At 58.0% G+C, this 23,547-nt stretch carries 33 protein-coding genes; all 33 read left to right on the plus strand.

What is annotated here, in order from left to right:
• Nucleotides 1-2,190, plus strand: a complete 2,190-nt coding sequence (gene fusA / locus ACRRQW_RS11350; RefSeq protein ID WP_438481491.1) for an elongation factor G — start codon at nucleotides 1-3, stop codon at nucleotides 2,188-2,190.
• Between the two features lie 23 nt (nucleotides 2,191-2,213).
• A complete protein-coding gene (gene rpsJ / locus ACRRQW_RS11355; RefSeq protein WP_438481492.1) occupies nucleotides 2,214-2,522 on the plus strand; it encodes a 30S ribosomal protein S10 in 309 nt (102 codons plus the stop codon).
• Nucleotides 2,523-2,624: 102 nt separating this feature from the next.
• A complete protein-coding gene (rplC, locus tag ACRRQW_RS11360) occupies nucleotides 2,625-3,266 on the plus strand; it encodes a 50S ribosomal protein L3 (RefSeq protein WP_438481493.1) in 642 nt (213 codons plus the stop codon).
• Nucleotides 3,267-3,286: 20 nt separating this feature from the next.
• Nucleotides 3,287-3,919: a 50S ribosomal protein L4 gene (gene rplD, locus ACRRQW_RS11365; RefSeq protein WP_438481494.1), complete on the plus strand. Its 633-nt coding sequence runs from the start codon at nucleotides 3,287-3,289 to the stop codon at nucleotides 3,917-3,919.
• Nucleotides 3,916-4,203 (plus strand): 50S ribosomal protein L23, encoded by a 288-nt coding sequence (rplW, locus tag ACRRQW_RS11370; protein WP_438481495.1) that lies wholly within the window; start codon nucleotides 3,916-3,918, stop codon nucleotides 4,201-4,203. The genes rplD and rplW overlap by 4 nt, the downstream gene beginning before the upstream one ends.
• A gap of 19 nt (nucleotides 4,204-4,222) precedes the next feature.
• Nucleotides 4,223-5,089 (plus strand): 50S ribosomal protein L2, encoded by an 867-nt coding sequence (rplB, locus tag ACRRQW_RS11375; RefSeq protein ID WP_438481496.1) that lies wholly within the window; start codon nucleotides 4,223-4,225, stop codon nucleotides 5,087-5,089.
• Nucleotides 5,090-5,106: 17 nt separating this feature from the next.
• On the plus strand, nucleotides 5,107-5,385 hold the full coding sequence (rpsS, locus tag ACRRQW_RS11380) for a 30S ribosomal protein S19 (protein ID WP_438481497.1): 279 nt from the start codon (nucleotides 5,107-5,109) through the stop codon (nucleotides 5,383-5,385).
• Nucleotides 5,386-5,411: 26 nt separating this feature from the next.
• Nucleotides 5,412-5,753 (plus strand): 50S ribosomal protein L22, encoded by a 342-nt coding sequence (gene rplV / locus ACRRQW_RS11385; protein ID WP_438481498.1) that lies wholly within the window; start codon nucleotides 5,412-5,414, stop codon nucleotides 5,751-5,753.
• 9 nt (nucleotides 5,754-5,762) lie between these two features.
• Nucleotides 5,763-6,392 (plus strand): 30S ribosomal protein S3, encoded by a 630-nt coding sequence (gene rpsC / locus ACRRQW_RS11390; protein WP_438481500.1) that lies wholly within the window; start codon nucleotides 5,763-5,765, stop codon nucleotides 6,390-6,392.
• A 45-nt stretch (nucleotides 6,393-6,437) separates the two neighbouring features.
• Entirely contained in the window at nucleotides 6,438-6,860 is a 423-nt protein-coding gene (rplP, locus tag ACRRQW_RS11395) for a 50S ribosomal protein L16 (RefSeq protein WP_438481501.1), read from the plus strand.
• 23 nt (nucleotides 6,861-6,883) lie between these two features.
• Nucleotides 6,884-7,084 (plus strand): 50S ribosomal protein L29, encoded by a 201-nt coding sequence (gene rpmC / locus ACRRQW_RS11400; protein ID WP_438481502.1) that lies wholly within the window; start codon nucleotides 6,884-6,886, stop codon nucleotides 7,082-7,084.
• Nucleotides 7,085-7,111: 27 nt separating this feature from the next.
• Nucleotides 7,112-7,456, plus strand: coding sequence for a 30S ribosomal protein S17 (rpsQ, locus tag ACRRQW_RS11405; protein ID WP_438481503.1), 345 nt, complete (start codon nucleotides 7,112-7,114; stop codon nucleotides 7,454-7,456).
• A 23-nt stretch (nucleotides 7,457-7,479) separates the two neighbouring features.
• Nucleotides 7,480-7,845: a 50S ribosomal protein L14 gene (gene rplN, locus ACRRQW_RS11410; protein ID WP_438481504.1), complete on the plus strand. Its 366-nt coding sequence runs from the start codon at nucleotides 7,480-7,482 to the stop codon at nucleotides 7,843-7,845.
• A gap of 1 nt (nucleotide 7,846) precedes the next feature.
• Nucleotides 7,847-8,194, plus strand: coding sequence for a 50S ribosomal protein L24 (gene rplX / locus ACRRQW_RS11415; protein WP_438481505.1), 348 nt, complete (start codon nucleotides 7,847-7,849; stop codon nucleotides 8,192-8,194).
• 67 nt (nucleotides 8,195-8,261) lie between these two features.
• Nucleotides 8,262-8,843: a 50S ribosomal protein L5 gene (gene rplE / locus ACRRQW_RS11420; protein ID WP_438481506.1), complete on the plus strand. Its 582-nt coding sequence runs from the start codon at nucleotides 8,262-8,264 to the stop codon at nucleotides 8,841-8,843.
• Between the two features lie 12 nt (nucleotides 8,844-8,855).
• Nucleotides 8,856-9,161 (plus strand): 30S ribosomal protein S14, encoded by a 306-nt coding sequence (gene rpsN / locus ACRRQW_RS11425; RefSeq protein WP_438481508.1) that lies wholly within the window; start codon nucleotides 8,856-8,858, stop codon nucleotides 9,159-9,161.
• Between the two features lie 59 nt (nucleotides 9,162-9,220).
• Nucleotides 9,221-9,613: a 30S ribosomal protein S8 gene (rpsH, locus tag ACRRQW_RS11430; RefSeq protein ID WP_438481509.1), complete on the plus strand. Its 393-nt coding sequence runs from the start codon at nucleotides 9,221-9,223 to the stop codon at nucleotides 9,611-9,613.
• 16 nt (nucleotides 9,614-9,629) lie between these two features.
• Nucleotides 9,630-10,175 carry a 50S ribosomal protein L6 gene (gene rplF, locus ACRRQW_RS11435; RefSeq protein ID WP_438481510.1) on the plus strand — a complete coding sequence of 182 codons (546 nt, stop codon included), beginning with the start codon at nucleotides 9,630-9,632 and terminating at the stop codon, nucleotides 10,173-10,175.
• 11 nt (nucleotides 10,176-10,186) lie between these two features.
• Nucleotides 10,187-10,549 carry a 50S ribosomal protein L18 gene (rplR, locus tag ACRRQW_RS11440; RefSeq protein WP_438481511.1) on the plus strand — a complete coding sequence of 121 codons (363 nt, stop codon included), beginning with the start codon at nucleotides 10,187-10,189 and terminating at the stop codon, nucleotides 10,547-10,549.
• A gap of 9 nt (nucleotides 10,550-10,558) precedes the next feature.
• A complete protein-coding gene (gene rpsE, locus ACRRQW_RS11445; RefSeq protein ID WP_438481512.1) occupies nucleotides 10,559-11,059 on the plus strand; it encodes a 30S ribosomal protein S5 in 501 nt (166 codons plus the stop codon).
• Between the two features lie 67 nt (nucleotides 11,060-11,126).
• A complete protein-coding gene (rplO, locus tag ACRRQW_RS11450; RefSeq protein ID WP_438481513.1) occupies nucleotides 11,127-11,573 on the plus strand; it encodes a 50S ribosomal protein L15 in 447 nt (148 codons plus the stop codon).
• Between the two features lie 64 nt (nucleotides 11,574-11,637).
• On the plus strand, nucleotides 11,638-13,137 hold the full coding sequence (secY, locus tag ACRRQW_RS11455; protein WP_438481514.1) for a preprotein translocase subunit SecY: 1,500 nt from the start codon (nucleotides 11,638-11,640) through the stop codon (nucleotides 13,135-13,137).
• Between the two features lie 111 nt (nucleotides 13,138-13,248).
• Nucleotides 13,249-13,620 (plus strand): nucleoside monophosphate kinase, encoded by a 372-nt coding sequence (locus ACRRQW_RS11460; RefSeq protein ID WP_438481515.1) that lies wholly within the window; start codon nucleotides 13,249-13,251, stop codon nucleotides 13,618-13,620.
• Between the two features lies 1 nt (nucleotide 13,621).
• Nucleotides 13,622-14,395, plus strand: coding sequence for a type I methionyl aminopeptidase (gene map / locus ACRRQW_RS11465; protein WP_438481516.1), 774 nt, complete (start codon nucleotides 13,622-13,624; stop codon nucleotides 14,393-14,395).
• Nucleotides 14,396-14,452: 57 nt separating this feature from the next.
• Nucleotides 14,453-14,833, plus strand: coding sequence for a 30S ribosomal protein S13 (rpsM, locus tag ACRRQW_RS11470; RefSeq protein WP_438481517.1), 381 nt, complete (start codon nucleotides 14,453-14,455; stop codon nucleotides 14,831-14,833).
• A gap of 21 nt (nucleotides 14,834-14,854) precedes the next feature.
• On the plus strand, nucleotides 14,855-15,475 hold the full coding sequence (gene rpsK / locus ACRRQW_RS11475) for a 30S ribosomal protein S11 (protein WP_438481518.1): 621 nt from the start codon (nucleotides 14,855-14,857) through the stop codon (nucleotides 15,473-15,475).
• Nucleotides 15,476-15,523: 48 nt separating this feature from the next.
• A complete protein-coding gene (gene rpsD, locus ACRRQW_RS11480; RefSeq protein ID WP_438481519.1) occupies nucleotides 15,524-16,135 on the plus strand; it encodes a 30S ribosomal protein S4 in 612 nt (203 codons plus the stop codon).
• Between the two features lie 51 nt (nucleotides 16,136-16,186).
• Complete coding sequence (locus ACRRQW_RS11485) at nucleotides 16,187-17,188, plus strand: DNA-directed RNA polymerase subunit alpha (RefSeq protein WP_438481521.1); 1,002 nt, start codon at nucleotides 16,187-16,189, stop codon at nucleotides 17,186-17,188.
• Between the two features lie 85 nt (nucleotides 17,189-17,273).
• Nucleotides 17,274-17,798 (plus strand): 50S ribosomal protein L17, encoded by a 525-nt coding sequence (rplQ, locus tag ACRRQW_RS11490; protein WP_438481522.1) that lies wholly within the window; start codon nucleotides 17,274-17,276, stop codon nucleotides 17,796-17,798.
• 535 nt (nucleotides 17,799-18,333) lie between these two features.
• Nucleotides 18,334-19,575 carry a M20 family metallo-hydrolase gene (locus ACRRQW_RS11495; RefSeq protein WP_438481523.1) on the plus strand — a complete coding sequence of 414 codons (1,242 nt, stop codon included), beginning with the start codon at nucleotides 18,334-18,336 and terminating at the stop codon, nucleotides 19,573-19,575.
• A 92-nt stretch (nucleotides 19,576-19,667) separates the two neighbouring features.
• Nucleotides 19,668-21,206 carry a glutamine-hydrolyzing GMP synthase gene (gene guaA / locus ACRRQW_RS11500; RefSeq protein ID WP_438481524.1) on the plus strand — a complete coding sequence of 513 codons (1,539 nt, stop codon included), beginning with the start codon at nucleotides 19,668-19,670 and terminating at the stop codon, nucleotides 21,204-21,206.
• An 80-nt stretch (nucleotides 21,207-21,286) separates the two neighbouring features.
• Entirely contained in the window at nucleotides 21,287-22,081 is a 795-nt protein-coding gene (locus ACRRQW_RS11505; RefSeq protein WP_438481525.1) for a hypothetical protein, read from the plus strand.
• A 166-nt stretch (nucleotides 22,082-22,247) separates the two neighbouring features.
• Nucleotides 22,248-23,543, plus strand: coding sequence for a citrate synthase (locus tag ACRRQW_RS11510; protein WP_438481526.1), 1,296 nt, complete (start codon nucleotides 22,248-22,250; stop codon nucleotides 23,541-23,543).
• Nucleotides 23,544-23,547 lie beyond the last annotated feature (4 nt).

A 23,547-nucleotide genomic window follows, 5' to 3' on the forward strand; every position in this document is an offset into this window, starting at 1 on the left:
ATGTCCGCTCCCATCAATATCACTGTCGTCACCGACAAAGCGAAAGTCTCGCCTGTCAACTCGAAGGATCGCCCGTTCCCGTTGGAATGGACGCGTAACATCGGTATCGCCGCGCACATCGATGCCGGCAAGACCACGACGACTGAGCGTATTCTTTTCTACTCTGGCGCTGTCCATAAAATGGGCGAAGTCCACGAAGGCACCACGGTGACCGACTGGATGGAGCAAGAGCGCGAGCGTGGCATCACGATCACGGCTGCTGCTATTTCCTGCGCGTGGAACGCCTCTTGGGGTCCTTGGAAGGGCATCAAGCAACGCATCAACATCATCGACACTCCCGGACACGTTGACTTCACCGCTGAAGTTGAACGCTCCCTCCGCGTGCTCGACGGTGCCGTCGCGGTGTTCGACGCCGTTTCCGGCGTGCAACCCCAGTCCGAAACGGTCTGGCGTCAGGCGAACAAATACAAAGTTCCGCGCATTGCGTTCATCAATAAGATGGATCGCGTCGGCGCGAATTTCTTCCGTTGCATCGACGACATCCGCAACAAGCTCAAGGCAAACGCGCACGCTCTCTATCTGCCGATCGGTGCCGAGGAAAACTTCACGGGTCTCGTAGATCTCGTGCAGAACGTTGCTTATTCTTTCGAAGATAATCCTGCCGACCCGCTCGGCATGAAGCCAGTCACGGTGGCAATTCCTGACGCGATGAAAGCGCAGGCCAAAGAATACCGCGACAAGCTGATCGAAGCAGTTTCTGATTTCGACGACACACTTGCCGAAAAATACCTTAACGGTGACGAAATCGGTGTTGATGAGCTGATGCTCGCGGTCCGCAAGGCCACGATCTCGCTCCAGTTCACCGGTGTGTTTCCTGGTTCTGCGTTCAAGAAGAAAGGCGTTCAGCGTCTCCTCGACTGCGTAGTTAACTACCTCCCGAACCCCATCGACGTTCCGCCGATGCAAGGTCAGGATAGCGATGGTAACACGGTTGAAGCCGTCGTTAACGACAAAGCCAAGCTCGCGGGTCTCGCGTTCAAGCTCTGGAACGATCCTTTCGTCGGCCGTCTCGTATTCTTCCGCGTTTATACCGGCCAGCTGCCGCGCGGCATGGCGCTCTACAATCCGCGCACCCGCCGCACGGAACGCGTCTCGCGTCTCGTCCTTATGCGCGCCATTGAGCGTGAAGAAATCGAAGTCGCTTACGCGGGTGACATTTGCGCCGTCGTGGGCGTCAAGGATGTCATCACCGGCGACACGTTGTGTGACGAAGATTTTGATATCCGTCTTGAGCCGCCGTCCTTCCCGGAGCCGGTTATCTCGATGTCCATCGAACCGAATTCGAAGGCTGACCAAGAGAAGCTTGGTATCGCTCTGCAACGTCTCGTTGCCGAAGATCCGACGCTCCGCGTCAAGACCGACTTGGACACGGGCCAAACGATTCTCGCCGGCATGGGCGAATTGCACCTTGAGATCATCATCGATCGCATGAAGCGCGAGTTCAAGGTCGAGGCGACCTCGGGCAAACCGCAGATCGCTTATCGTGAGACCGTTCTGAAGTCTGCCGATGGCGAAGGTAAATTCATCCGTCAGTCTGGTGGTAAGGGTCAATACGGTCACGTCGTCATCAAGCTCGAGCCGAATGAAAAAGGTAAGGGCGTTGAAGTCATCAACGAGACGGTCGGTGGCTCTATTCCGAAAGAATTTATCAAGCCCGCAACCGATGGTTTGATCGAAGGTGCCAACAACGGTGTCGTCGCGGGTTATCCTGTCGTCGATATCATCATGCGCATCGTCGATGGTTCGTTCCACGACGTCGACTCGTCCGAAATGGCGTTTAAGATGGCCGGCATCTTCGCGTTCAAGGACGCGATGAAGAAAGCCAACCCAATCTTGCTCGAGCCAATCATGGGCGTCGAAGTGACGACCCCTGAGGATTATCAAGGCGACTTGATGGGCGACATCAATCGTCGTCGTGGTCAGATCCAAGGCATGGATAACAAATCCGGCGCTTGCATCATCACCGCGCACGTCCCGCTCGAACTGCTTTTCGGTTACGTCACGGACATTCGCTCGCTCTCCAAGGGTCGCGCTAGTGCTTCCATCACGCCCTCGCATTTCGCGCAGGTGCCCAATGCTCTCCTTGCCAAGATCGTCGAGACTTCTTCGAAGGCTCCCGCTCGCACCTAATTTAACCTCGTTCTTTATACGCCATGAAAGGCCAACGCATTCGCATCAAACTCCAGGGCTTCGACTACCGAGTCATCGATCAGTCAGCCGTGGAAATCGTCGAAACCGCCAAGCGCTCCGGCGCCCGTGTTTCCGGCCCAATTCCGCTCCCGACTCACATCGTGAAGCTGACGGTCAATCGCTCCCCGCACGTCGACAAGAAGTCGCAGGAGCAATTTGAATCCCGCACGCACAAGCGCCTCATCGACATTCTTGAGCCCACCGCTCAGACCGTCGACGAACTCAAGAAGCTCAACCTTCCGTCCGGCGTCGATATCACTATCAACGTATAACTTTTAACCAAACCACATCTTAGCCAAGCCAGCCGGCTCACCCCGGCCCTTGCTAAAGTAGGTCTAAACAAACGGAGCCCCGCTCCACCTACCACTTAGCCCATGATCGCTACATTATTAGGCAAAAAAATCGGTATGACTCAGGTCTATGACGCTCAAAACGTCTTAGTCCCGGTCACCGTGGTCGAAGCCGGCCCATGTCCGGTTGTCCAAATCAAGACCGTCGAAATCGATGGTTATAACGCAGTCCAGCTGGGTTTCGGCGCGCAGAAAGCGAAAAACGCTTCCAAGGCCGAATCAGCTCACGCCAAGAAGGCCGGTCTCGATTCCACGCCCCGCGTGTTGAATGAAGTCCGCCTCACCGAGGCCTTCTCCGGTAAAGCCGGCGACGTGATTACCGTCGCGGCATTCTCTGAAGGTCAGATCGTCGATGTCCTCGGCGTGACCAAAGGTAAAGGCTTCGCGGGCGTCGTGAAACGTTTCCGTGTCGGCGGCGGTCCTGCCACTCACGGTTCCATGTTCCACCGCCGCATTGGTTCCATCGGTATGCGCCAGACTCCCGGCCGTTCGTGGAAGAACCAACGCATGCCCGGTCACATGGGCACTGATGCTCGCACCGTGCAAAATCTGCGCGTCGTGAAGATCATCGCCGACAAAAACCTCATCCTCGTCAAAGGTGCCATCCCTGGTGCCAACGGCGACGATGTGATCATCCGTGCAGGCGTGAAAGCCAAGAAAGCCTAACCAACGGAGATCATCATCACATGAAGCTTAAACTTTTCTCTACCGACGCCACGAACAGCTCTGAGCAGGATTTCAACCTGCCGGTGTTCGAAGGCGACAAAGGTCTCCAAGCCGTCAAGGAAGTCGTCGTCGCTCACCGCGCCAACGCCCGCCTCGGCACGCACTCCACCAAAACCCGCGGCGAAGTCCGTGGCGGTGGTAAGAAACCGTGGGCCCAGAAAGGCACCGGTCGCGCCCGCGCTGGCTCCACCCGTTCTCCTATCTGGAGCGGCGGTGGTGTCGTGTTCGGCCCGAAACCCCGTGACTACTCCAAGAAGATCAACGGCAAGGTGAAAGCGCTCGCTTTCAACCGCGCCCTGTTCGATCGCGCTTCCGCCGGTGACATCAGCGTCATCGAGACCTTCGCCCCGAAACAAGCGAAGACGAAGCTGTTCAACGAAATCATCGGCCGCATCGCCCCCAAGGGCAAAGTGCTCGTCGTTGATGCTCCCTTCACCACCGAGGCCAACCGGGCCGCTCGCAACATCAAGCGCGTCACGCTGCAAGATGCTTCGAAGCTCAACACCCTCGACCTCGTCACCTACAGCTGGATCGTGGTTTCCAGCAAAGCCCTCGAGCAAATCATTGCCCGCGCCAACGGAGGCCAGTCATGATCCAAGCAGACAAAATTCTTAAACACATCCGTCTGACGGAGAAATCCAACAAGCTTTCTTCGAACTACGGTCAATACACCTTCGAAATCTACCCGTCCGCCACCAAATATACGGTGCGCGCGGCCGTCGAGCAGACGTTCAAGGTCACCGTTACCCGCGTGAATATCCAAAACCGCGCCGGTAAGCCGAAGAAGACCCGCCGTGGTCAACCCATCCACGCTTCTGACACGAAGCGCGCCATCGTCACCCTCAAGACCGGTGACAAAATCGAGCTCACGAGCTGAGCCCAGGAGATAAACCACCATGGCCCTTAAATCCTTCCGTCCTCTCACCGCTTCTCTCCGGTTCACCACGTTGAACCGTCCGGAGGAGATCACCGACAAACGCCCGGAACGTTCACTCGTCGAGCCTAAGAACAAGACCGGTGGCCGCAACGCCTATGGCCGCATCACGTCGCGTCGTCGCGGCGGTGGCCACAAGAAGCTTTACCGCATCATCGACTTCAAGCGCAACAAGCTCGACGTGACCGCTAAGGTTCAAGCGATCGAATACGATCCGAACCGCAGCGCGCTCCTCGCTTTGCTCGCCTACACCGATGGCACGAAAGCCTACATCCTCGCCCCGCAAGGTGTGAAGGTCGGCGACTCCATCTACAGCGCGCTCAAGACCGACTCGAACGATTATCGTCCGGGCAACTCTTTCCCGCTGGCCGTCATCCCGCCCGCCACCAAGGTGCACGCCGTTGAGCTGCTGCCTGGGCGCGGTGCGCAGATGGCCCGTGCAGCCGGCACTTCCGCTGAGCTCATCGCGGTCGAAGACGGTTACGCGCAGATCAAGCTCGGTTCTGGCGAGACCCGTCTCGTCCACGCCACTTGCCGCGCGACCATCGGCGAAGTTTCCAATGCCGACCACAGCAAGCGCAAGCTTGGCAAAGCCGGCCGTAATCGCTGGCTCGGCAAACGCCCGCGCGTGCGTGGCGTTGCGATGAACCCGGTCGATCACCCGAACGGTGGTGGTCAGGGCAAATCGAAGGGTGGTGGCGGTCGCCAACATCTCGTGTCCCCGTGGGGTCAGCTCGCGAAGGGCTTCCCGACTCGCCGTCGCTCCAAGCTCTCCAGCAACTTCATCCTCGTTCGCGCCAACGGCCGCAAGCCGCGCGGCCAGAAGTAATTTAACGACTCCGCACCATGGCACGTTCCATCAAGAAAGGTTTCTTCGTCGATTACCACCTCCTGGAGAAAATCCAGAAGGCGGCCAAGACGACCGGCTCCCGCAAGCCCATCCAGACTTGGAGCCGTCGCTCCACGATCACGCCCGAGTTCGTTGGTCAAACGATCAGCGTCCACAACGGCAAGGCGCACATCGCCGTCTACATCACCGAGAACATGGTCGGGCACAAGCTCGGCGAGTTCGCCCTCACGCGCTCCTTCAAGGCGCACGGCGGCATGACCCGTAAGGAAATTTGAGGCTCACGCCTAACCGGAATACCACAATGGAAATCCAAGCTCTCACCCGTAATGCGCGTATGTCGCCCCGCAAGGTGCGCGAAATCGCCAACCAGATCCAAGGTCGTCCTGCGACCGAAGCGATCGACTTCCTCACGCTCATCCCGCGCAAATCTGCCCGCCTTCTCGTCAAGACGCTCAAGAGCGCCGTGGCCAATGCCGAGAACAACAACAGCATCTCCGTCGATCAGCTCACGGTTCACCGTGCGCTCGTCGAACCCGGCCCGGTGCTAAAGCGTTTCAAGGCCGGCGCTCGCGGTTCCGCGAAGCCCCGCGTCAAGCGCATGTCGCACCTCCGCATCATCCTCTCCGACGGCAAATCCAAATAACCTACTACCATGGGACAAAAGACAAACCCAACAGGCTTCCGCCTCGCCGTCCGTCGCAACTGGCAATCCCGCTGGTTCGCCCGCAAGAAGGACTTCGCCAAGCTCCTCCACGAAGATCAGGTCATCCGCACCACGCTGATGGAAAAACTGAAGCAGGCCTCCGTGCCGCGCATCTTCATCGAGCGCGCCGGCAACCGCGTCCGCGTTAAGATTTTCACCGCCCGTCCTGGTATCGTCATCGGTAAGAAAGGACAGGAAGTCGAATTGATGAAGGCTCAACTTGCCAAGATCACCGGCAAGGAAGTCCTCCTCGACATCCAGGAAGTGAAGAAGCCGGAAATCGAAGCTCAGCTCGTCGCTGAAAACGTCGCGCTCCAGCTCGAACGCCGCATCGCTTTCCGTCGCGCCATCAAGAAGTCGATCCAAAGCGCCATGGCGCTCGGTATTGACGGCATCAAGATCCAGTGCTCCGGCCGTCTCGGCGGCACCGACATCGCCCGCCGCGAATGGCAGCGCCAGGGCCGCATCCCGCTGCACACGCTGCGCGAGAACATCGATTACGGCTTCGCTGAAGCCCAGACCCTCTGGGGCAAGATCGGTGTGAAATGCTGGATCTGCAAAAAAGACGAATCCAACTAACCATTTACTCGGCACCAAGCTTAACGCTTAACGCCCACTGATACCATGGCTCTCGCTCCCGCCCGCACCAAATACCGCAAGACGATGAAAGGCTCCCGCGCTGGCAATGCCAAGCGCGGCAACACTCTCGCCTTCGGTGAATTCGGCCTTCAATCGCTTTCGCGCGGTCCTATGACCGGTCAGCAAATCGAGGCCGCCCGCGTCACCATCTCCCGCCACTTGAAACGCAAGGGCAAGCTCTGGATCCGCGTGTTCCCTCACAAACCCGTCACCAAGAAGCCCGCCGAAGTGCGTATGGGTCAAGGTAAAGGTCCCGTTGAGTTCTACGTTGCCGTCATCAAACCCGGCGCCGTCCTTTTCGAACTCGCCGGCGTTCCTGCCACCATCGCTAAAGAGGCGTTCCGCCTCGCCGACGCCAAGCTGCCGTTCCGCTGCCGCTTCATCGTGCGCGAAGACACCGCTGCTTAAGGCCCAATACGGAAACCGCCCAAATGAATTCCAAAGAAATCCGCGACCTCAGCCCAGCTGAGATCACCACCAAGATTCGCGAAACCCGCGAAGCACTCCTCCAGCTCCGCCTGCGCAAAAATACCGGCCAGGTTGAGAAACCGCATCTGCTCCGCACCTACCGCAAGGACATTGCTCGTCTCGAGACGATCTTGAAGCAGAAAGCAACTCCCACGACCGCCTGAGTCCTTCGGCGCTAATCGCTCATCACCATGTCCACTCACGTCCGCCACAACGCCCGCAAAACCGTCATCGGTTTCGTCACCTCCAAGATGGGCGATAAGTCCGTCAAGGTCACCGTCCCTTACAAGACGCCGCACCCGCTTTACCACAAGGTCATCAATCGTAAGACCGTTCTCCACGTCCACGACGAAAAGAACGAAGCCAAGATCGGTGACAAAATCGAGGTCATGGAGACCCGCCCGATCAGCCGCCTCAAGCGCTGGCGCGTGATCCGCGTCGTCGAAGCCGCCGTCGGCGTGAACGACATCGCGGTCACCGAGAAGGACGTCGCTGAGACCGTCCCGACGAAGACCACCAAGGCGAACAAAGCCTAACCCGCACCCAGGAGACTACTACCATGATCCAGATGCGTTCCATTCTCGATATCGCCGACAACACGGGCGCGCGCCGCGCGTCCATGATCGGCAAGAGCGGCCACCCGTCGCGCTACGCCCACGTGGGTGATATCATCACTGTTAACATCAAAGAGAGCAGCACCGACGCCACCGTTAAAAAGGGTGAAGTCGTCAAGGCTGTGATCGTGCGCACGCGCGCTCCTTTACGCCGCGCTGATGGCAGCTACCTGCGCTTTGACTCTAACGCCATCGTCATCATCGGTGAAGATGGCAATCCCAAGGGCACCCGCATCTTCGGGCCCGTTGCTCGCGAACTCCGCAGCAAGAACTACATGAAGATCATCTCCCTCGCTCCCGAGGTTCTCTAACATGGCCCAGAAATTTCACGTCAAGAAGAACGACGTCGTGGTCGTTATCGCCGGCTCCCAAAAGGGCAAGCAAGGCAAAGTCCTCGAGATTTTGTCCGCCAAGCAACGCGCTGTCGTTGAAGGCGTCGCCATGATCAAGCGCCACCTCAAGAAGTCGCAGGAAAATCCGCAGGGCAAAATTGCCGAGCGCGAAGGTTCTGTGCACGTCTCGAACCTGATGCTCCTTTCCCGCTTCGAGCAATCGAAAGCCGGCAAAGGCAAGAGCGCTTCGACGGAAGCCGCTGCTCCCGCCGAAAAACCTGCCAAGAAAACCGCGGCCAAAAAGACCGCGAAGAAGAAAGAAGCCTGAGCAGGCGAGGGGAATCCCACTTAAAATATAAACACTCCGCATCCGGGTCGGAAATCCGGTCGCAACCATGAGCAAAACTCTCACTCCTCTCCAGAAACATTACAACGAGGCCGTCGTGCCCGCGTTGACCACCTCGCGCTCCTACAAGAATAAGCACCAAGTGCCGAAGCTTGAAAAGATCGTCATCAACACCGGTATCGGCGCTGAAGCCGACAAAAATACGATCGCCGAGACGGCGCGTGATATCGGTCTCATCGCCGGTCAAAAGCCGGTGCTGAACCGCTCGAAGAAGGCCATCGCCAACTTCAAGCTGAAGCCCAATCAAATCACGGGCTGCCACGTCACCCTCCGCGGTGAAAATATGTGGCACTTCCTGATGCGCTTCTTCGCGGTTGCGCTCCCGACCATTCGCGATTTTCGCGGCGTGCCGAACAAGCTCGACGGTCAGGGCAACTACACCCTCGGCATCACCGATTTCACGATCTTCCCTGAGATCATCGTTGAAAACAACAAGCGCCAGATGGGCCTCGACGTCACCTTCGTGACCTCCGCCCAGAACGACGACGAAGCCCGCGAATTGCTCAAGCTCCTCGGCATGCCTTTCCGCCGCATCGAAAATGCTGCCCCTGCCGCTTCTGCGAAAAACTAATCATCACGCGCCATGCCTAAGACATCCGCCATCGAACGTAACAAGAAGCGCATTAAGCTCGTTGAAAAACACGCGGTCAAACGCGCCGAGCTGAAAGCCATCCTCGCGAACGCGACTACCACCGACGAAGAATTCTTCGCCGCGCAGAAGAAGCTCGCCAAGCTTCCCCGTAACTCTTCCAAAGTCCGCGTTCGCAATCGCTGCTCACTCAGCGGCCGCCCGCGTGGCTTCCATCGCCGCTTCGGTGTTTCCCGTATCACTTTCCGCGAGCTCGCGCTCGCCGGCAAGATCCCGGGCATCACCAAGTCCTCCTGGTAATCAATTTGGCTCACGGGGGTCGGATATGACCCGCGCAGCCCTCTTAAACACATCCATCCATGACAGACCCAATTAGTGATTTCCTGACCCACCTTCGCAATGCGTCGAAGGCCGGTCTCGCTCAGTGCGTTTCCCCGCACTCCAAGATGAAGGAGAGCCTCGCGGTTATCCTTAAGTCTGAAGGCTACGTCCGTGACGTCGCTTCCGGCACCGATGAACGCGGTCACAAGACCATCATCGTCGCCATGAAATACGTGGACACCGCCCCGGTCATCACCGGCATCAAGCGTTCCTCCACTCCCGGCCGTCGTCTCTACGCCGGCTACTCTGAAATCCCGCGCGTCCTCAACGGCCTCGGCATTTCCATCATCTCGACGTCCAAGGGTCTCATGAAAGATCAGGACGCACGCCGCAACAAGCTCGGTGGCGAGCTCGTCTGCACCGTCTGGTAAAAAGGACACCACCACCATGAGCAGAATCGGCAAACAACCCGTTCAAATTCCCGACAAGATCAAAGTCGACATCAACGGCACCACGGTGTCGGTCGAAGGTCCGAAGGGCAAAGTCTCGAAGACCTTCGCGAACGTCGTGAAGATCGAGAAGAAAGACAATTCCATCGTCGTCGCACCCACGGATGAAACTCGTTTCTCCCGCGCGATGTTCGGCACCGCCCGCTCCGTGATCGCCGGTATGATCAAAGGCGTCAGCGTCGGCTACCTGAAGGAACTCGAAATCCAAGGCGTCGGCTTCAAAGCCGCGCTCAAAGGCAAGCAGCTCGATCTCGCGCTCGGCTACTCGCACGCAATTCTTCACGACATCCCCGAGGGCATCAAAGTCACCGTCACCGATCAGACCAAGTTGAAGATCGAAGGCGCTGACAAGCAACTCGTCGGACAAGTCACCGCGGAAATCCGCGCTTACTACCCGCCTGAGCCGTATAAGGGCAAGGGCGTCCGTATCGTTGGCGAGCACGCAGAACGCGTCCGCCGCAAGGAAGGCAAGACCGTCGCCTAACATCCGCACCCATGAAAACTGTTTACAAAGCCCAGCTCCTCCAGAAGCGCAAATGGCGCATTCGCAAAAAGGTGACCGGCACCGCCGCTCGCCCGCGCCTCACCGTCAAATTCTCCGGCAAACACATCTACGCCCAAGCCGTCAACGACGACGCCGGCACGACGCTCGTGTTTCTCTCCACGCTCGATGCGGACACCCGCAAATCCAGCGTGAAGGGCAACGTCGCCGGTGCCAAATCGCTCGGTGCTGCCTTCGCCGCCAAGGCCAAGGCCGCCGGCATCACCTCCGTCGTGTTCGACCGTAACGGTCGTCTCTTCCACGGCCGCGTGAAAACGTTTGCCGATGCCGCCCGTGAAGGTGGTCTCCAGTTCTAATCTCCGCCCATGAATTACAATCAGAAATCCAACTCGCGCCAAGACGACTCCGGTGAGCCGGGCATGTTCGAAAAAGTCGTCTTCATCAATCGCTGCGCCAAGGTAGTCAAGGGCGGTCGTCGCTTCAGCTTCTCTGCACTTTCCGTCGTCGGCGACGGCAAGGGCAATGTAGGCATCGGCTACGGCAAGGCGAACGAAGTTCCCGACGCCATCCGTAAATCCACCGAGTCCGCCAAGAAGCGCATGGTGTTCGTGAAGCTCAAGGGCGACACGATCCCCCATGAAGTCACCGGCCAATTCGACGGCGGCAAAGTGTTTCTCCGTCCGGCCACGACCGGCACGGGTTTGATCGCGGGTGGCGGCGTGCGCGCTGTCCTCGAAGCTGCGGGCGTGCATAACGTCCTCACGAAATCGATGGGTTCCAAGAACCACATCGCCGTCGTGCACGCGACGCTCAATGGTCTCCGCAAGCTCCGTCTCGCGGATGATTTCAAAGCGATTCGCGCCTAAACCAAAAAATTAAAATCCGAGTCGCCTCCCTCACCAAGGAGGCGGCGCCATTACAGGAATTACTCAGATGCGTCTCCATACTCTCAAGAATGTTAAAGGTGCTGTGCACCGTAAGAAGCGTGTAGGTTGCGGCGAAGGCGGCGGCCACGGCAAAACTTCCGGCGTCGGCGGCAAAGGCCAGAAGGGTCGCTCCGGCGGCTCGATCCGTCCCGGTTTCGAAGGCGGCCAGATGCCCCTTTACCGCAAACTCCCGCATCGCGGCTTTAACAACTACAATTTCCGCACCGGCTACGCCGTCATCAACGTTGGCGATCTCGCCGGCCTCGATGCGTCGATCTCCGAAGTGAACGCTGAAGTGCTTTTCAAAGCCGGTCTCGTCCGCAAAGACGTCACCTCGCTCAAAGTGCTCGGCGACGGCGAAATCAGCCGCGCGCTCAAAGTCACCGCTCAGAAATTCACGGGTTCGGCGAAAGCCAAGCTCGAGAAGGCTGGCGGTCAGGCAATCGAAGCCTGAGCCGGGTAGGGCGGGCCTCACTGGCTCGCATTTGTAACGCCTTTACCTCGTCACACACCAAACAATGTTTTCTGCTTTCGCCAACTCACTGAAGATTCCGGAGCTTCGCTCCCGGATTCTTTATACGCTGTCGCTGCTCTTCATCGCACGCGTCGGCGCGCACATCCCGTTGCCCGGTATCGATCCGAAATCGCTTGAGCTTTTCTTCAAAGCTCAGACGGCGGCGGGCGGTGGCAGCTTGATGGGGCTCTATAACATGTTCACCGGCGGCGCGCTCACGAAGGGCGCGGTTTGCGCGTTGGGCATCATGCCTTACATCAGTGCGTCGATTATCTTCCAACTGCTCACCGCAGTCGTGCCGGCGCTCAGCCGCCTGCAGCAGGAAGGTGATGTGGGTCGCCAAAAGCTGACGCAATACACGCGTTATGCGACGGTGATCATCTGTTTGATCCAAGGCGTGCTCTTGATTCGCGCGCTGCAAAATCCGGCGATTCTTTTCCCGGGCTATGATGTGAATCTCTACGGCCAAATCGTAGTGGCGAGCAAGTGGACGTTCCTCGTGTTCTCCACGATCTACATGACCGCTGGCACGATGTTGTTGATGTGGCTCGGTGAGCAAATCACCCAGCGTGGCATTGGTAACGGGGTCTCGCTCCTCATCACGATCGGTATTCTTGCCGACTTGCCGGGCGCCGCGATGGCGACCTATCAATTGTTCTTCGCTCCGATCGGTGTCGCCCGTCTTGGCCTGCCACAAGGCATCATGATGGTCACGCTATTCCTCGTCGTAACGATGGGCATCATTCTCGTCACGCAAGGTCAGCGTAAGATTCCGGTGCAATACGCCAAGCGTGTTGTCGGCCAGAAAGTCTACGGCGGCCAGAGCTCGTTCCTGCCGCTCAAAGTTAACTACTCGGGCGTCATGCCGGTGATCTTCGCGAGCGCGATCCTGCTCTTCCCGCAGCAAATTCTCCAGTATGCCGGTGCGGCCTTTAACATGCCGTTCCTGATCGAGTTCTCGCACAACTTGGTGCACGGCCAATGGCCCTATTATCTGCTCATGACGTTGCTGATTCTTTTCTTCAGCTATTTCTGGGTATCCGTGATGTTTAAGCCGATCCAGATCGCTGACGATCTGAAGAAATACGGTGGCTACATCCCCGGCGTTCGCCCCGGTGAACCGACGGCCAGCTTCCTCGATTTCATCATGACCCGCCTCACGCTCGCGGGCGCGATCTTCCTCACGGTCATCGCGATCATCCCTGACATCCTGCTGTTCGCGTGGAATGTTCCGCCGCGCGTCGCCTATTTCTTCGGCGGCACCGGTATGTTGATCACCGTCGGCGTCATTCTCGACACGATGCGCCAGATCGAAACCTTCCTTCTGCAACGCCATTACGACGGTTTCCTCAAAAAGGGCCGGATTCGTGGCCGCAGCACTGCCAGCACCGTCGCCTTGGGCGAAGCTGCCAGCGATAAGGCCGTTATGCAGCTGACAACCGTCATGGTGGTCATCCTCGCCATTGGCCTGATTGCGTGGGCCGTGCGGCATTTTGCTCTTTAACCCTTTACTTCGGTGCAAGGGGGTGAACACTCCAGCGCCTTTTCCGCTTTTGCCTCGGCGAAAGCGAAACTTGTTCTCCTTGGTTTGTCCGGTCCGCTTTCTGCGGAACTGATGAACCAAATCCGTTCTTTGAATCTTGAGCACGTCTCTCCTGGCCTACTTGTGCAACAGGAGATTTCGCGACGCACCTCGCTCGGCCAACAAGCCGAGCAAGCGTTCAAACGCGGCCTCGCCGCTTCCGACCAACTCCAAATCGCTCTCCTGCGAAAATGGTTTTGGGCGCGCAAACCCGATGCGGGATTCCTTCTCGAAGGTTTCCCGGCTACGCTGCTCCAAGCGTTGGTGTTCGACGAATGGCTCGAAGCCCGTGGTGAAACCCTCACCGCTGCTTTGACGCCCGATCAGTCCTCGACTGATCCCGTCGCCACCCACTACCGCACCCAAGGACTCCTTACGGAAGTCCTCCACGCCTCCGCCGCCTGATATGATCCCGATTAAAAATCCGGAAGCCATCAAGCGCATGCGTGAATCCTGTGCCATCGCCGCGACGGTTCTCGCGCGGCTGAAGGAACAGGTTCGCCCCGGTATTACGACCTACGACTTGGATCAAATCGGCCGCGATCTCATCGCCTCGTTCGGCGCTCGCAGCGCCTGTTACGGCTATGAATCGCACTCGCGACGTTTCCCTGCTTACACCTGCCTCTCGGTCAACGAAGAGGTTGTCCACGGCATCGGCTCCTTAAAGCGCATCTTGCGCGACGGTGATATTATCGCTCTCGACGTGGTCGTTGAATACAACGGCTACATCGGCGATAACGCCATCACCGTCCCAGTCGGCGCGATCTCTCCGCAGAAAGCGCAGCTGTTAAAGGTGACCGAAGAAGCCCTCGCCCTCGGCATCAAGCAAGCGCAGGTCGGTAATCGCATCGGTGACATCGCCAATGCCGTTCAGACCTACGTCGAAGCCCACGGCTTTAGTGTAGTCCGCGAAATGGTCGGCCACGGGGTCGGCCGTTCGATGCACGAAGAGCCGCAAATCCCAAACTTCGGACGCAAAGGCACGCTGGAAAAAATCAAATCCGGTATGACTCTCGCGATCGAACCGATGGTGAACGCCGGCCGCTACCAAGTTCGCACCTTGGGCGATGGCTGGACGATCGTCACCGCGGACGGCCTGCCTTCCGCGCACTTCGAACACACCGTGCTCACGACCGATTCCGGCCCCGAAATCCTCACGATTCCGAAAGCTGTTTCTTAAGATTTTCCATTTCGTTTTCTCTCAATTCTCAACACTTAACTCTCAACCAAAAACACCATGCCTCGTCTCCTCGGCGTAGAACTCCCCGCCAAAAAGAAGATCGGATACTCCCTCCGATACATCTACGGCATTGGCCCGGCTCGGGCTGATCTCATCATCGAAACCGCCGGTCTCGATGCCAACATGCGCGCTTCGGATCTTTCCGAAGAGCAGCTCAACAAGATTCTCCACATCATCACCGACAACAAGTGGGTGGTGGAAGGCGATCTCCGCCGTGACATCGCGGGCAACTTGAAGCGCCTCCAGGCCATCAATTGCTACCGTGGCGTCCGTCACCGTCGCAGCTTGCCGGTCCGCGGCCAGCGCACGAGCACCAACGCCCGCACCCGCAAGGGCCCGCGCAAGACCGTTGGCGTCACGAAGGCCAAGGAAGTCTAATCCTTAAAAATTTAAAACATCATGGCTGAAGAAAAATCTGCTCCGAAAAAAGAAAAGGCCCCGAAGAAGGTCGTCGCTGCCGCTGAAGGCGCCGCCGCTCCGGCTGCTGAAGCCAAGCCTGCCAAGGCCCCGAAAGCTCCGAAAGCCGACAAGGCTGGTGCTGAAGGCGCTGCTCCGGCCGCCGCTGAAAAGCCGGTCGAACTCGTTGGTGGCGTGCCAAAGGCCCTCACCGCGGAAGACCTGCTCAAAGAAGAGTTGTCCGCCGTCAAGGTCCGCAAGGCCAAGGGCTCGAAGAACATCGTCTCCGGCATCGCGAATATCGCGGCGACGTTCAACAACACCATCGTTTCGATCACCGACCAAAAAGGTGCCGTCATCGCGTGGTCTTCCGCCGGCAAGTGCAACTTCCGCGGCTCCCGCAAATCCACCGCCTACGCCGCGCAAGTCGTCGCTCAAGACGCCGCCCGTAACGCCATGTCGCACGGCCTCAAAGAAGTTCAGATCCGCGTTAGCGGTCCTGGCCTCGGTCGTGACTCCGCTATCCGCGGCCTCCAAGCCATCGGTTTGGAAATCTCCTCCATCATCGACGTTACCCCGGTGCCGCACAACGGTTGCCGTCCGCGCAAGCGCCGTCGCGTCTAACCTGACCGAGTCCATCTCGAATTCTTAACTCTTTAAACACTTACTAAAATGGCTCGCTACACAGGACCATCCACCCGCGTCAGCCGTCGCTTCGGCCAATATATTCTTGGCTCCGCGAAGGTGCTCGAACGCCGCAACTTCCCGCCTGGTCAACACGGCCCGAAGTCCCGCCGCAAGCTCTCCGAATACGCCGTCGGCCTCAACGAAAAGCAAAAGCTCCGTTTCATCTACGGCCTGCTCGAGCGCCAGTTCCGCCGCACGTTCGCCATCGCCAAGCGCGAGCGCGGCGTCACCGGTGAACGCTTCCTCCAGCTTCTCGAGACCCGTCTCGACAGCGTCGTTTATCTCCTTGGTTTCGCCAAGAGCCGCGCCGCCGCCCGCCAGCTGGTCAATCACGGCCACGTCCGCGTCAACGGCAAGAAGGTCGACATCGCTTCCTACAACGCCATTCAAGGCGACGAGATCGAAATGAAGAATGTGAATTCTTCCCGCCAACTCGCCACCAAGGCCATCGAAGAGAACCGCGCCCGCGTGGTTCCGGCCTGGCTCACGCGCAATGACGAAGCCCTCAAAGGCACCGTTACTCGCCTGCCCACGCGCGACGAGATGGAGCCCGGGATCAACGAGCAACTCATCGTCGAATATTATTCGCGTTTCTAAGTTTGTTTCCGTCAGCTCGCTTCATCCACATTTACTAAAACTATCACTCCCATGCCCAAGCGTCTCGGAAAGTTCGAAATTCCCTCCAAACTGACCAAGGTTGAAGAGGGCTCTACGGCCACCTACGCCAAGTTCATCGCTGAGCCCTTCGAGGCCGGTTATGGACACACCATCGGTAACTCCCTTCGCCGCGTGCTCTTGAGCTCCATCGAAGGCAGCGCCATCAGCTCCATCAAGATCGACGGCGTGAACCACGAGTTCCAGAGCGTCGACGGCGTCGTCGAAGACGTCACCGACATCGTGCTCAACCTGAAGAAGATACTCATCGTCTCCGAAAAACGCGAGACCGTGAAACTTCACCTCAAGGTCAACCGTGAAGGCGCCGTCACCGCCGCCGACATCCAGGCCGACGCCAACATCAAGATCGTCAATCCCGAGCAGCTCATCTGCACCCTCGACACGAAGCGCACCTTCGAAGCCGAGATCGAGATCAAGACCGGTCGTGGCTATTGCCCCGGCGAAAACAACAAGAAGGAAGAGCAAGCCATCGGCGTCATTCCGATCGACTCGCTGTTCTCTCCGGTGCGCCTCGTTCGCTACGCCGTTGAAAACACCCGCGTCGGCCAGATCACCGATTACGACAAGCTCGTCCTCGAAGTCTGGACGGACGGCCGCATCACGCCGGACGACGCCCTCAAGCAATCCGCCTCCATTCTCAAGCATCACCTCGATGTGTTCGATCGCGTCTCGCAAGAGGCCTACGAATTCGAGAGCCAGGCCGCTGAGGTTTCCGAAGAGCAGAACAAGCTCCGCAAGCTCCTCAACATGTCGGTCAACGAAATCGAGCTCTCCGTCCGCGCGGCGAATTGCTTGAACAACGCGAACATCACCACCGTCGGCGAACTCGCGATGAAGACCGAGCAAGAGATGCTCAAGTATCGCAACTTCGGCAAGAAGTCGCTCAACGAAATCAAGGAAAAGCTCGAAGCCCTCGGCCTCTCACTCGGCATGAAGTTCGACGAGCGTCTCCTCGAAACAAAGAAAGAAGCTTAATCAATTCAACGGGCTCTCGCGCCGTCCGCTGCCGCCCAACGCTGCGACCGGATTGCCGATCGGGAGCCCCTAAAAAAACACCACAATGCGTCACAATAAACATCACGCCTCCCTCGGCGTCACCCGCGAGCACCGCAAAGCGATGCTCTCCAACATGGGTGCCTCGCTCATCAAGCACGGTCGTATCGAGACCACGCTCACGAAAGCCAAGGCCCTCCGTCCTTTCATCGAGAAGGTCATCACCAAGGCCAAGAATGCCGCCGCTGCTCCCGTGAAAGCGGACGCGCTCCACCTCCGTCGTATGGCCCTCAAGGACATCCGCGACGAAGATGCGATCACGCTCCTCTTCAACGAAAAAGCTGCGCAATTCGCGAAGCGCTCGGGTGGCTACACCCGCATCTACAAGCTCGGCCAGCAACGTATCGGCGACGCCGCTGAGATGGCGCTGATCGAACTCATCGGTGCTGACGACGTGGGCTACACGAAGTCCAAGGGCAAGAAGAGCACGAAGAAATCCGGTGGCAAAAAAGCCGCTGCGAAATCCGAAGCCGCTCCTGCCGCTGAAACTCCCGCTGCCGAAGCCCCGAAGGCTGACGAAGCGAAGAGCTAAGCTCCTCGAAAACTTCCGACACTCTCAACGCGCCGCCTCGAAAGAGCGGCGCTTTTTTTTTAGTGCTCTTCGAGCGTTCCTCGTAGGTGGCTCGCTCGCGGGCCACGCGGCGCGCAAGCGCGCAACCTACCGGGCATGCCGTGGAGGCCTGTCTGTCGTTTGCTGCGCGTAGTTTTATTTCCCCTTGGCCAATTCATCTGGCTTGGCCAACGTGTGGCCGTGGTTGTCGCTCCCGATTTTACTTTTCCGGTTTTGCTCTACGGATTGCTCGTGTTGGGCGTGTTCGCGTTTCTATGGGTGTATTACGACCGGCGCGATCGCGGTTTTTACGACGCGCAGCGGCGCAAAATTTCGTTTCACTGCATCCGCTGCGATCACCTTTACACCCAGAAAGCAGGGACTGAAACCGCGCCGTGTCCCAAATGCGGGCATGTAAATACCCGACTCAAATTTTAGCGGACAGGCGGCACGCACACTTTGATGGGTTCGGCATCTGTCCTGCTAGGTGGAGGTGCGAGTTCGCGCTCGCGTCACCATGAGCCTGCAAATCGATTCCACCCGTCTTTCGGCTGAACTTGAATACCTCGCTCGAATTTCGGACACGCCTTATCCCTCGGTCACGCGGGTGTTATTTAGCGAAGTCGATCTCCGCGCTCGTGAGTGGTTGAAACAACTTTACGCGGACGCGGGCCTCGTGGTGCGTGAAGATGCCGTCGGCAACACCTTTGCTCGCTGGGTCGGAACTGATGCAGAGGCGGCGCCGGTCGCGACGGGCTCGCATATCGACGCGATTCCGAATGCTGGCATGTATGACGGCGTGGTCGGCGTGTTGGGTGGATTGGAAGCGATTCGTGCGCTGCAACGAGGAGGGAAGCGCCCGCGGCGTTCGATCGAACTCGTGATGTTCACCGCCGAAGAACCGACGCGATTCGGGCTCGGTTGCTTGGGGAGTCGTTTAATGGCGGGCACATTGTCGCGCGAAAAAATCAACACACTGCGTGACCCTCTCGGTCTGTCGGTCGACGACGCGTGTGCGCGCGCTTACATGCACGGCACGTTGGAAGAAACGGTGCTGCCGAAAGGATGCTACGATTCGTTTGTCGAACTGCACATCGAACAAGGCCCGTTGCTGGAGCGGCAAAAATTGCCCATCGGCGTCGTGACCGCGATTGCTGCCCCGGCGGCGGTGCGCATCGAACTCTCGGGGCCGGGCGGGCACGCCGGCACGGTGTTGATGACGGATCGCCACGATCCGTCGTTGGCTGCCGCCGAGATCATGCTCGCGGTCGACCAAGCGGCGCGAGCTACGCAAAGTCGCGATACCGTGGCGACGTGCGGCCTCGTGCACGTGTTGCCCGGCGCAGTGAACAGCATTCCGCGGGAAGTGAAACTTGAGATCGATGTGCGCGACATCGACGGTGCGCGCCGCGACGGTGTGCTGGTGGCGATTCGCGCGGCCGCAAAAACTGCGGCGGAGCGTTATGGGTGCGGGTTTAAAGAACAGTTGATCAACGCCGATCCGCCCGCCGCCTGTGCTCCACATATTATTTCCGCGGTGGAAGAGTCGTCGGAACGGCTCGGTTTAGCTTCACAGCGCATGATCAGTCGCGCGTATCACGATTCGCTTTTCATGGCGCAGGTGTGCCCGACTTCGATGATTTTTGTGCCTTCGAAAGACGGCATCAGCCACCGGCCAGACGAGTATTCTTCGCCGGAAGAGATCGCCAATGGCGTCGCCGTGCTCGCAGGTGCGCTGGATTTACTGGCCAATAACTGATCGCCGTTACGCGCCCACCGTCGTGCTGCGGCGTGACACGCGCGGACGGATTTTGAGGTTTCTTTTCCCAAAAAAGCCGCCCAGTTTCCCGCATGGCGCAGACAATTGCTGTTCTCGATTTCGGTTCTCAACTGACGCAGGTCATCGCACGTCGCATCCGCGAGTCGCAGATCTACTCGAAGATCTATCATTTCGCCACGCCGGCGGCCAAGTTGCGCGAAGATGGCGTCATCGGCATCATTCTCTCGGGCGGCCCGCAAAGTGTTTACGCGAAAGGCGCGCCGCATCCTGATGCGGAAATTTTTAAGCTCGGCGTGCCTGTGCTCGGAATTTGCTACGGCGTGCAACTCATGGGACACTTCCTTGGAGGCACCGTCGCGAACAGCAAAGCGCGCGAATACGGTCACGGTCACCTGACGATCAAGAAGCCGGGTAAACTTTTCGCAGGCTTGCCGAAAAAGTTGCGCATCTGGAACTCGCACGGTGACAAGCTCACGAAGCTACCGCCCGGTTTCGTGGCGACGGCGGTGTCGGAAAATTCTCCATTCTCGGGCATCGCCGATCCGAAACGCGGTTTCTATGGCATCCAATTTCACCCCGAAGTTTTCCACACGGAGCGCGGCGTCGATATCATCCGCAACTTCCTCGTGGGCATCTGCGGTGCGCAACAGGATTGGACGACTAAGGATTTCATCGCGCACGCGGTCGCGGATATCCGCGAGAAGGTCGGCAAGTCGCGCGTGTTGCTCGGCTTGTCGGGTGGCGTGGATTCCTCCGTGGCCGCCGCGTTGCTGCACAAAGCGATCGGCAAGCAGCTCACGTGCGTTTTCGTCGACAACGGCCTGCTGCGCAAAGGTGAACGCGAATACGTCGAGGCGCTCTACGCGCGTAATTTCAAGATCGACTTGCGGGTTGTCGATGCATCGAAGCTTTTCGTGAAACGTCTCAAGGGCGTCGTCGAGCCTGAGACGAAACGCAAAATCATCGGCCGCACGTTCGTTGAAGTATTCGAGAAGTCACTCAAGTCGATCGGTGGCGCGGAATTTTTGGGACAGGGCACACTTTATCCCGACGTGATTGAATCGGTTTCGATTCAGGGCAACCCGGCGTCTCTCATCAAAACTCACCACAACGTAGGTGGCTTGCCGGAGCGCATGAAGCTCAAGTTGATCGAGCCGTTGCGCGAGCTCTTCAAAGACGAGGTTCGTCAGGTGGGTGCAGCGCTCGGCCTCCCGAAAGAAGTCGTCTGGCGTCAACCGTTCCCAGGCCCGGGGCTCGGGGTGCGCGTGATGGGTGATATCACCGCCGACAAACTCGAAATCCTCCGCAATGCTGACGCTGTGCTCCAAGACGAGATGATGACTTCAGGTTGGTATTGGAAAGTCTGGCAGTCCTTCGCCGTGTTTCTGCCCGTCAAGACGGTCGGGGTCTTCGGCGATGAGCGCACTTACGATTACGTGATCGCGCTGCGCATCGTCGAAAGCACCGATGCCATGACGGCGGACTGGGCGAAGCTGCCGTATGATGTGCTGCAAAAGATTTCGAGCCGCATCACCAACGAAGTGCGCGGCGTCAGCCGCGTAGTGCTTGATATTAGCTCGAAACCCCCGGCGACCATCGAGTGGGAATGAGTTTCCCGTTGCGAAACAGGGCACTGAGGGCAACTTTCAGTGTCTTCCTGTCGTCACTCTAAAAGTCTCCCTCAATCAGTATGAAACTGCGCCTTGTTTCCTTTTCGTTGCTCGCTCTCTCCCTGCTCGTGGTTGCATCGCGCGCCGCTGATTCCGCTGAACAAGTGATTGCCAAAGCCCGTGCCTACCTCGGCGGCGAGAGCGCGTTGACGGCACTCACGTCGGTGCATTTGACGGGTAATCTCAACGGGGTCGAGCGGACGCCCATCGAGGGCGACGCGACTAAATTCACGGAAAAGAACGTGGAATTTCCCATCGATATCGTTTTCCAGAAACCCTACCAGCAACGCATCGTGCTTACGCGTCCCACGGTGATTGAGACCACGGTGCTGGATAGTTACGAAGCCTGGCAGCGTAATGCCAATGCCCAGAATACCAAGCAATGGCGGTTGAACTTGCTGGACGCGCGCGGAATCAAGCGTTTGCGCGCCAATACGTGGGAGAATCTCAACTTTTTTGCGGGTCTCGAAAAAGCTGGCGGCACGGTCACTGTTTTGGGTGAGGAGACAGTCGATGGCAAAGCGTGCGCCAAGCTCTCGTTCGACCACGGCTCGGGTTTTGTTTTCGTTCGTTATTTTGACAAAGACACCGGGCGTTTGGTTAAAACTGAAACCGAAAATGGCGGCGAAATTCGCGAAGAAGGTGAAATTCGCGTGAAGGGAATCCGTTTTCCGAAAAAGGTGATTAACAAAACACCCAATGGGCAGGTCACCACGATTACTTTTAACACGGTCGTGGTGAATGAATCCTTACCGGCGAGTGAATTTGCGGTGCCGTCGTTTGACCCTGCGCCTTCCGATATTTCGCAGAAGTAAGCAGTGCGCGCCGAGTCGAACGAAGTGACGAAGCGCGGACATCCGCCCTTCACATTTTCTATCGGGCTTGAAGCAGTGGCCTAATGATTATTTTTAGGGGGGATGGACTCTAGGCTTTGCTTTGCAATGGCGTTGGGTTTTGTTTTTTTGAAGTTCTTCTTTCTCCATGACGACCAACGCTTCCATCAAGATCGACGATAAGGAAATCAGTCTGCCAATCATGGTTGGCTCGGAAGGCGAGAAGGCCGTCGACGCCCGCAATCTCCGCAAAGACACGGGCTATATTTTCTACGATCAAGGTTACGGCAATACCGGCTCTTGCGAGAGCAGCGTGACTTACCTCGATGGCGAAAACGGCGTGTTGCGTCACCGCGGCTATCCGATCGACCAACTGGCGGAACACAGCGATTTTATCGAGACCGCGTATCTCGTGATTTACGGCGAGTTGCCGAACGAGAAAAAACGCAAGGAATTCGGCGCACTGCTCCGCACTAACGCCGTGATCGAAACCCAGATGCAACGCATCTTTGAAGGGTTTCCGAAGGATGCTCCGCCGATGGCGATGCTCTCGTCGATTGCCAACTCGCTCGCCGCGTATTATCCCGAGCTCGCGACGAATAATTTCGAGAAGGATCTCCAGAATTTCGATCTAGCCGCAGCGATGGCGATTTCGAAGATCCGCACGATTGGCGCGATGATTTACCGCCACTCGAAGGGCCTGCCATTCGTGCACCCGAAGGATTTGCCGTTCTGCGACAATTTCCTGCACATGATGTTCTCCGAGCCGTATCAGGATTACGTCGTGATTCCGGAAGTCGCGAAGGCGCTTAATCTCCTTTTGCTCATGCACGCCGATCACGAGCAAAACTGCTCCACTTCGACCGTGCGCATGGTCGGCTCCAGCGGTGCGAATCTTTTCACTTCTATTTCGGCAGGCATCAACGCGCTCTCCGGCCCGCTGCACGGCGGTGCGAATGCCGCGGTCATGCACATGCTCCAATCGATCCACGATGAGGGCGACGACGGCACGCGTTTCATCGCCGCCGCCAAATCAGGCACGAAGGGCAACCGCTTGATGGGCTTCGGCCACGCCGTCTATCGTAATTTCGATCCGCGTGCTAAAGTCATCGGTGCGGCGTGCGACGTCGTGCTCAAGAAACTCGGCAAATCGGACCCGCTCCTCGATATCGCGAAAAACCTCGAGCAAGCCGCGCTCAAGGATGACTACTTCGTCTCGCGCAAACTTTACCCGAACGTCGATTTTTATTCCGGCATCATCTTCCGCGCGCTCGGTATTCCGACGAGCATGTTCACCGTGATGTTCGCAATCGGTCGCGCTCCGGGCTGGATCGCCAACTGGCGCGAAGTCGCTTCGAATGCCAAAGGCCGCATTTACCGCCCGCGCCAAATCTACGTCGGCCCGACGCAACGCGATTACGTGCCGATCTCAAAACGCGCTTAACCGC

Origin of the sequence: Oleiharenicola lentus, from assembly GCF_051660365.1 — a bacterium.
GTDB classification, from domain to species: domain Bacteria; phylum Verrucomicrobiota; class Verrucomicrobiia; order Opitutales; family Opitutaceae; genus Lacunisphaera; species Lacunisphaera lenta_A.

Excerpts from the sequence above, each read along its gene's own strand:
- fusA (WP_438481491.1), top strand. The coding sequence starts at position 1 with ATGTCCGCTCCCATCAATATCACTGTCGTCACCGACAAAGCGAAAGTC.
- rpsJ (WP_438481492.1), top strand. The coding sequence starts at position 2,214 with ATGAAAGGCCAACGCATTCGCATCAAACTCCAGGGCTTCGACTACCGA.
- rplC (WP_438481493.1), top strand. The coding sequence starts at position 2,625 with ATGATCGCTACATTATTAGGCAAAAAAATCGGTATGACTCAGGTCTAT.
- rplD (WP_438481494.1), top strand. The coding sequence starts at position 3,287 with ATGAAGCTTAAACTTTTCTCTACCGACGCCACGAACAGCTCTGAGCAG.
- rplW (WP_438481495.1), top strand. The coding sequence starts at position 3,916 with ATGATCCAAGCAGACAAAATTCTTAAACACATCCGTCTGACGGAGAAA.
- rplB (WP_438481496.1), top strand. The coding sequence starts at position 4,223 with ATGGCCCTTAAATCCTTCCGTCCTCTCACCGCTTCTCTCCGGTTCACC.
- rpsS (WP_438481497.1), top strand. The coding sequence starts at position 5,107 with ATGGCACGTTCCATCAAGAAAGGTTTCTTCGTCGATTACCACCTCCTG.
- rplV (WP_438481498.1), top strand. The coding sequence starts at position 5,412 with ATGGAAATCCAAGCTCTCACCCGTAATGCGCGTATGTCGCCCCGCAAG.
- rpsC (WP_438481500.1), top strand. The coding sequence starts at position 5,763 with ATGGGACAAAAGACAAACCCAACAGGCTTCCGCCTCGCCGTCCGTCGC.
- rplP (WP_438481501.1), top strand. The coding sequence starts at position 6,438 with ATGGCTCTCGCTCCCGCCCGCACCAAATACCGCAAGACGATGAAAGGC.
- rpmC (WP_438481502.1), top strand. The coding sequence starts at position 6,884 with ATGAATTCCAAAGAAATCCGCGACCTCAGCCCAGCTGAGATCACCACC.
- rpsQ (WP_438481503.1), top strand. The coding sequence starts at position 7,112 with ATGTCCACTCACGTCCGCCACAACGCCCGCAAAACCGTCATCGGTTTC.
- rplN (WP_438481504.1), top strand. The coding sequence starts at position 7,480 with ATGATCCAGATGCGTTCCATTCTCGATATCGCCGACAACACGGGCGCG.
- rplX (WP_438481505.1), top strand. The coding sequence starts at position 7,847 with ATGGCCCAGAAATTTCACGTCAAGAAGAACGACGTCGTGGTCGTTATC.
- rplE (WP_438481506.1), top strand. The coding sequence starts at position 8,262 with ATGAGCAAAACTCTCACTCCTCTCCAGAAACATTACAACGAGGCCGTC.
- rpsN (WP_438481508.1), top strand. The coding sequence starts at position 8,856 with ATGCCTAAGACATCCGCCATCGAACGTAACAAGAAGCGCATTAAGCTC.
- rpsH (WP_438481509.1), top strand. The coding sequence starts at position 9,221 with ATGACAGACCCAATTAGTGATTTCCTGACCCACCTTCGCAATGCGTCG.
- rplF (WP_438481510.1), top strand. The coding sequence starts at position 9,630 with ATGAGCAGAATCGGCAAACAACCCGTTCAAATTCCCGACAAGATCAAA.
- rplR (WP_438481511.1), top strand. The coding sequence starts at position 10,187 with ATGAAAACTGTTTACAAAGCCCAGCTCCTCCAGAAGCGCAAATGGCGC.
- rpsE (WP_438481512.1), top strand. The coding sequence starts at position 10,559 with ATGAATTACAATCAGAAATCCAACTCGCGCCAAGACGACTCCGGTGAG.
- rplO (WP_438481513.1), top strand. The coding sequence starts at position 11,127 with ATGCGTCTCCATACTCTCAAGAATGTTAAAGGTGCTGTGCACCGTAAG.
- secY (WP_438481514.1), top strand. The coding sequence starts at position 11,638 with ATGTTTTCTGCTTTCGCCAACTCACTGAAGATTCCGGAGCTTCGCTCC.
- ACRRQW_RS11460 (WP_438481515.1), top strand. The coding sequence starts at position 13,249 with ATGAACCAAATCCGTTCTTTGAATCTTGAGCACGTCTCTCCTGGCCTA.
- map (WP_438481516.1), top strand. The coding sequence starts at position 13,622 with ATGATCCCGATTAAAAATCCGGAAGCCATCAAGCGCATGCGTGAATCC.
- rpsM (WP_438481517.1), top strand. The coding sequence starts at position 14,453 with ATGCCTCGTCTCCTCGGCGTAGAACTCCCCGCCAAAAAGAAGATCGGA.
- rpsK (WP_438481518.1), top strand. The coding sequence starts at position 14,855 with ATGGCTGAAGAAAAATCTGCTCCGAAAAAAGAAAAGGCCCCGAAGAAG.
- rpsD (WP_438481519.1), top strand. The coding sequence starts at position 15,524 with ATGGCTCGCTACACAGGACCATCCACCCGCGTCAGCCGTCGCTTCGGC.
- ACRRQW_RS11485 (WP_438481521.1), top strand. The coding sequence starts at position 16,187 with ATGCCCAAGCGTCTCGGAAAGTTCGAAATTCCCTCCAAACTGACCAAG.
- rplQ (WP_438481522.1), top strand. The coding sequence starts at position 17,274 with ATGCGTCACAATAAACATCACGCCTCCCTCGGCGTCACCCGCGAGCAC.
- ACRRQW_RS11495 (WP_438481523.1), top strand. The coding sequence starts at position 18,334 with ATGAGCCTGCAAATCGATTCCACCCGTCTTTCGGCTGAACTTGAATAC.
- guaA (WP_438481524.1), top strand. The coding sequence starts at position 19,668 with ATGGCGCAGACAATTGCTGTTCTCGATTTCGGTTCTCAACTGACGCAG.
- ACRRQW_RS11505 (WP_438481525.1), top strand. The coding sequence starts at position 21,287 with ATGAAACTGCGCCTTGTTTCCTTTTCGTTGCTCGCTCTCTCCCTGCTC.
- ACRRQW_RS11510 (WP_438481526.1), top strand. The coding sequence starts at position 22,248 with ATGACGACCAACGCTTCCATCAAGATCGACGATAAGGAAATCAGTCTG.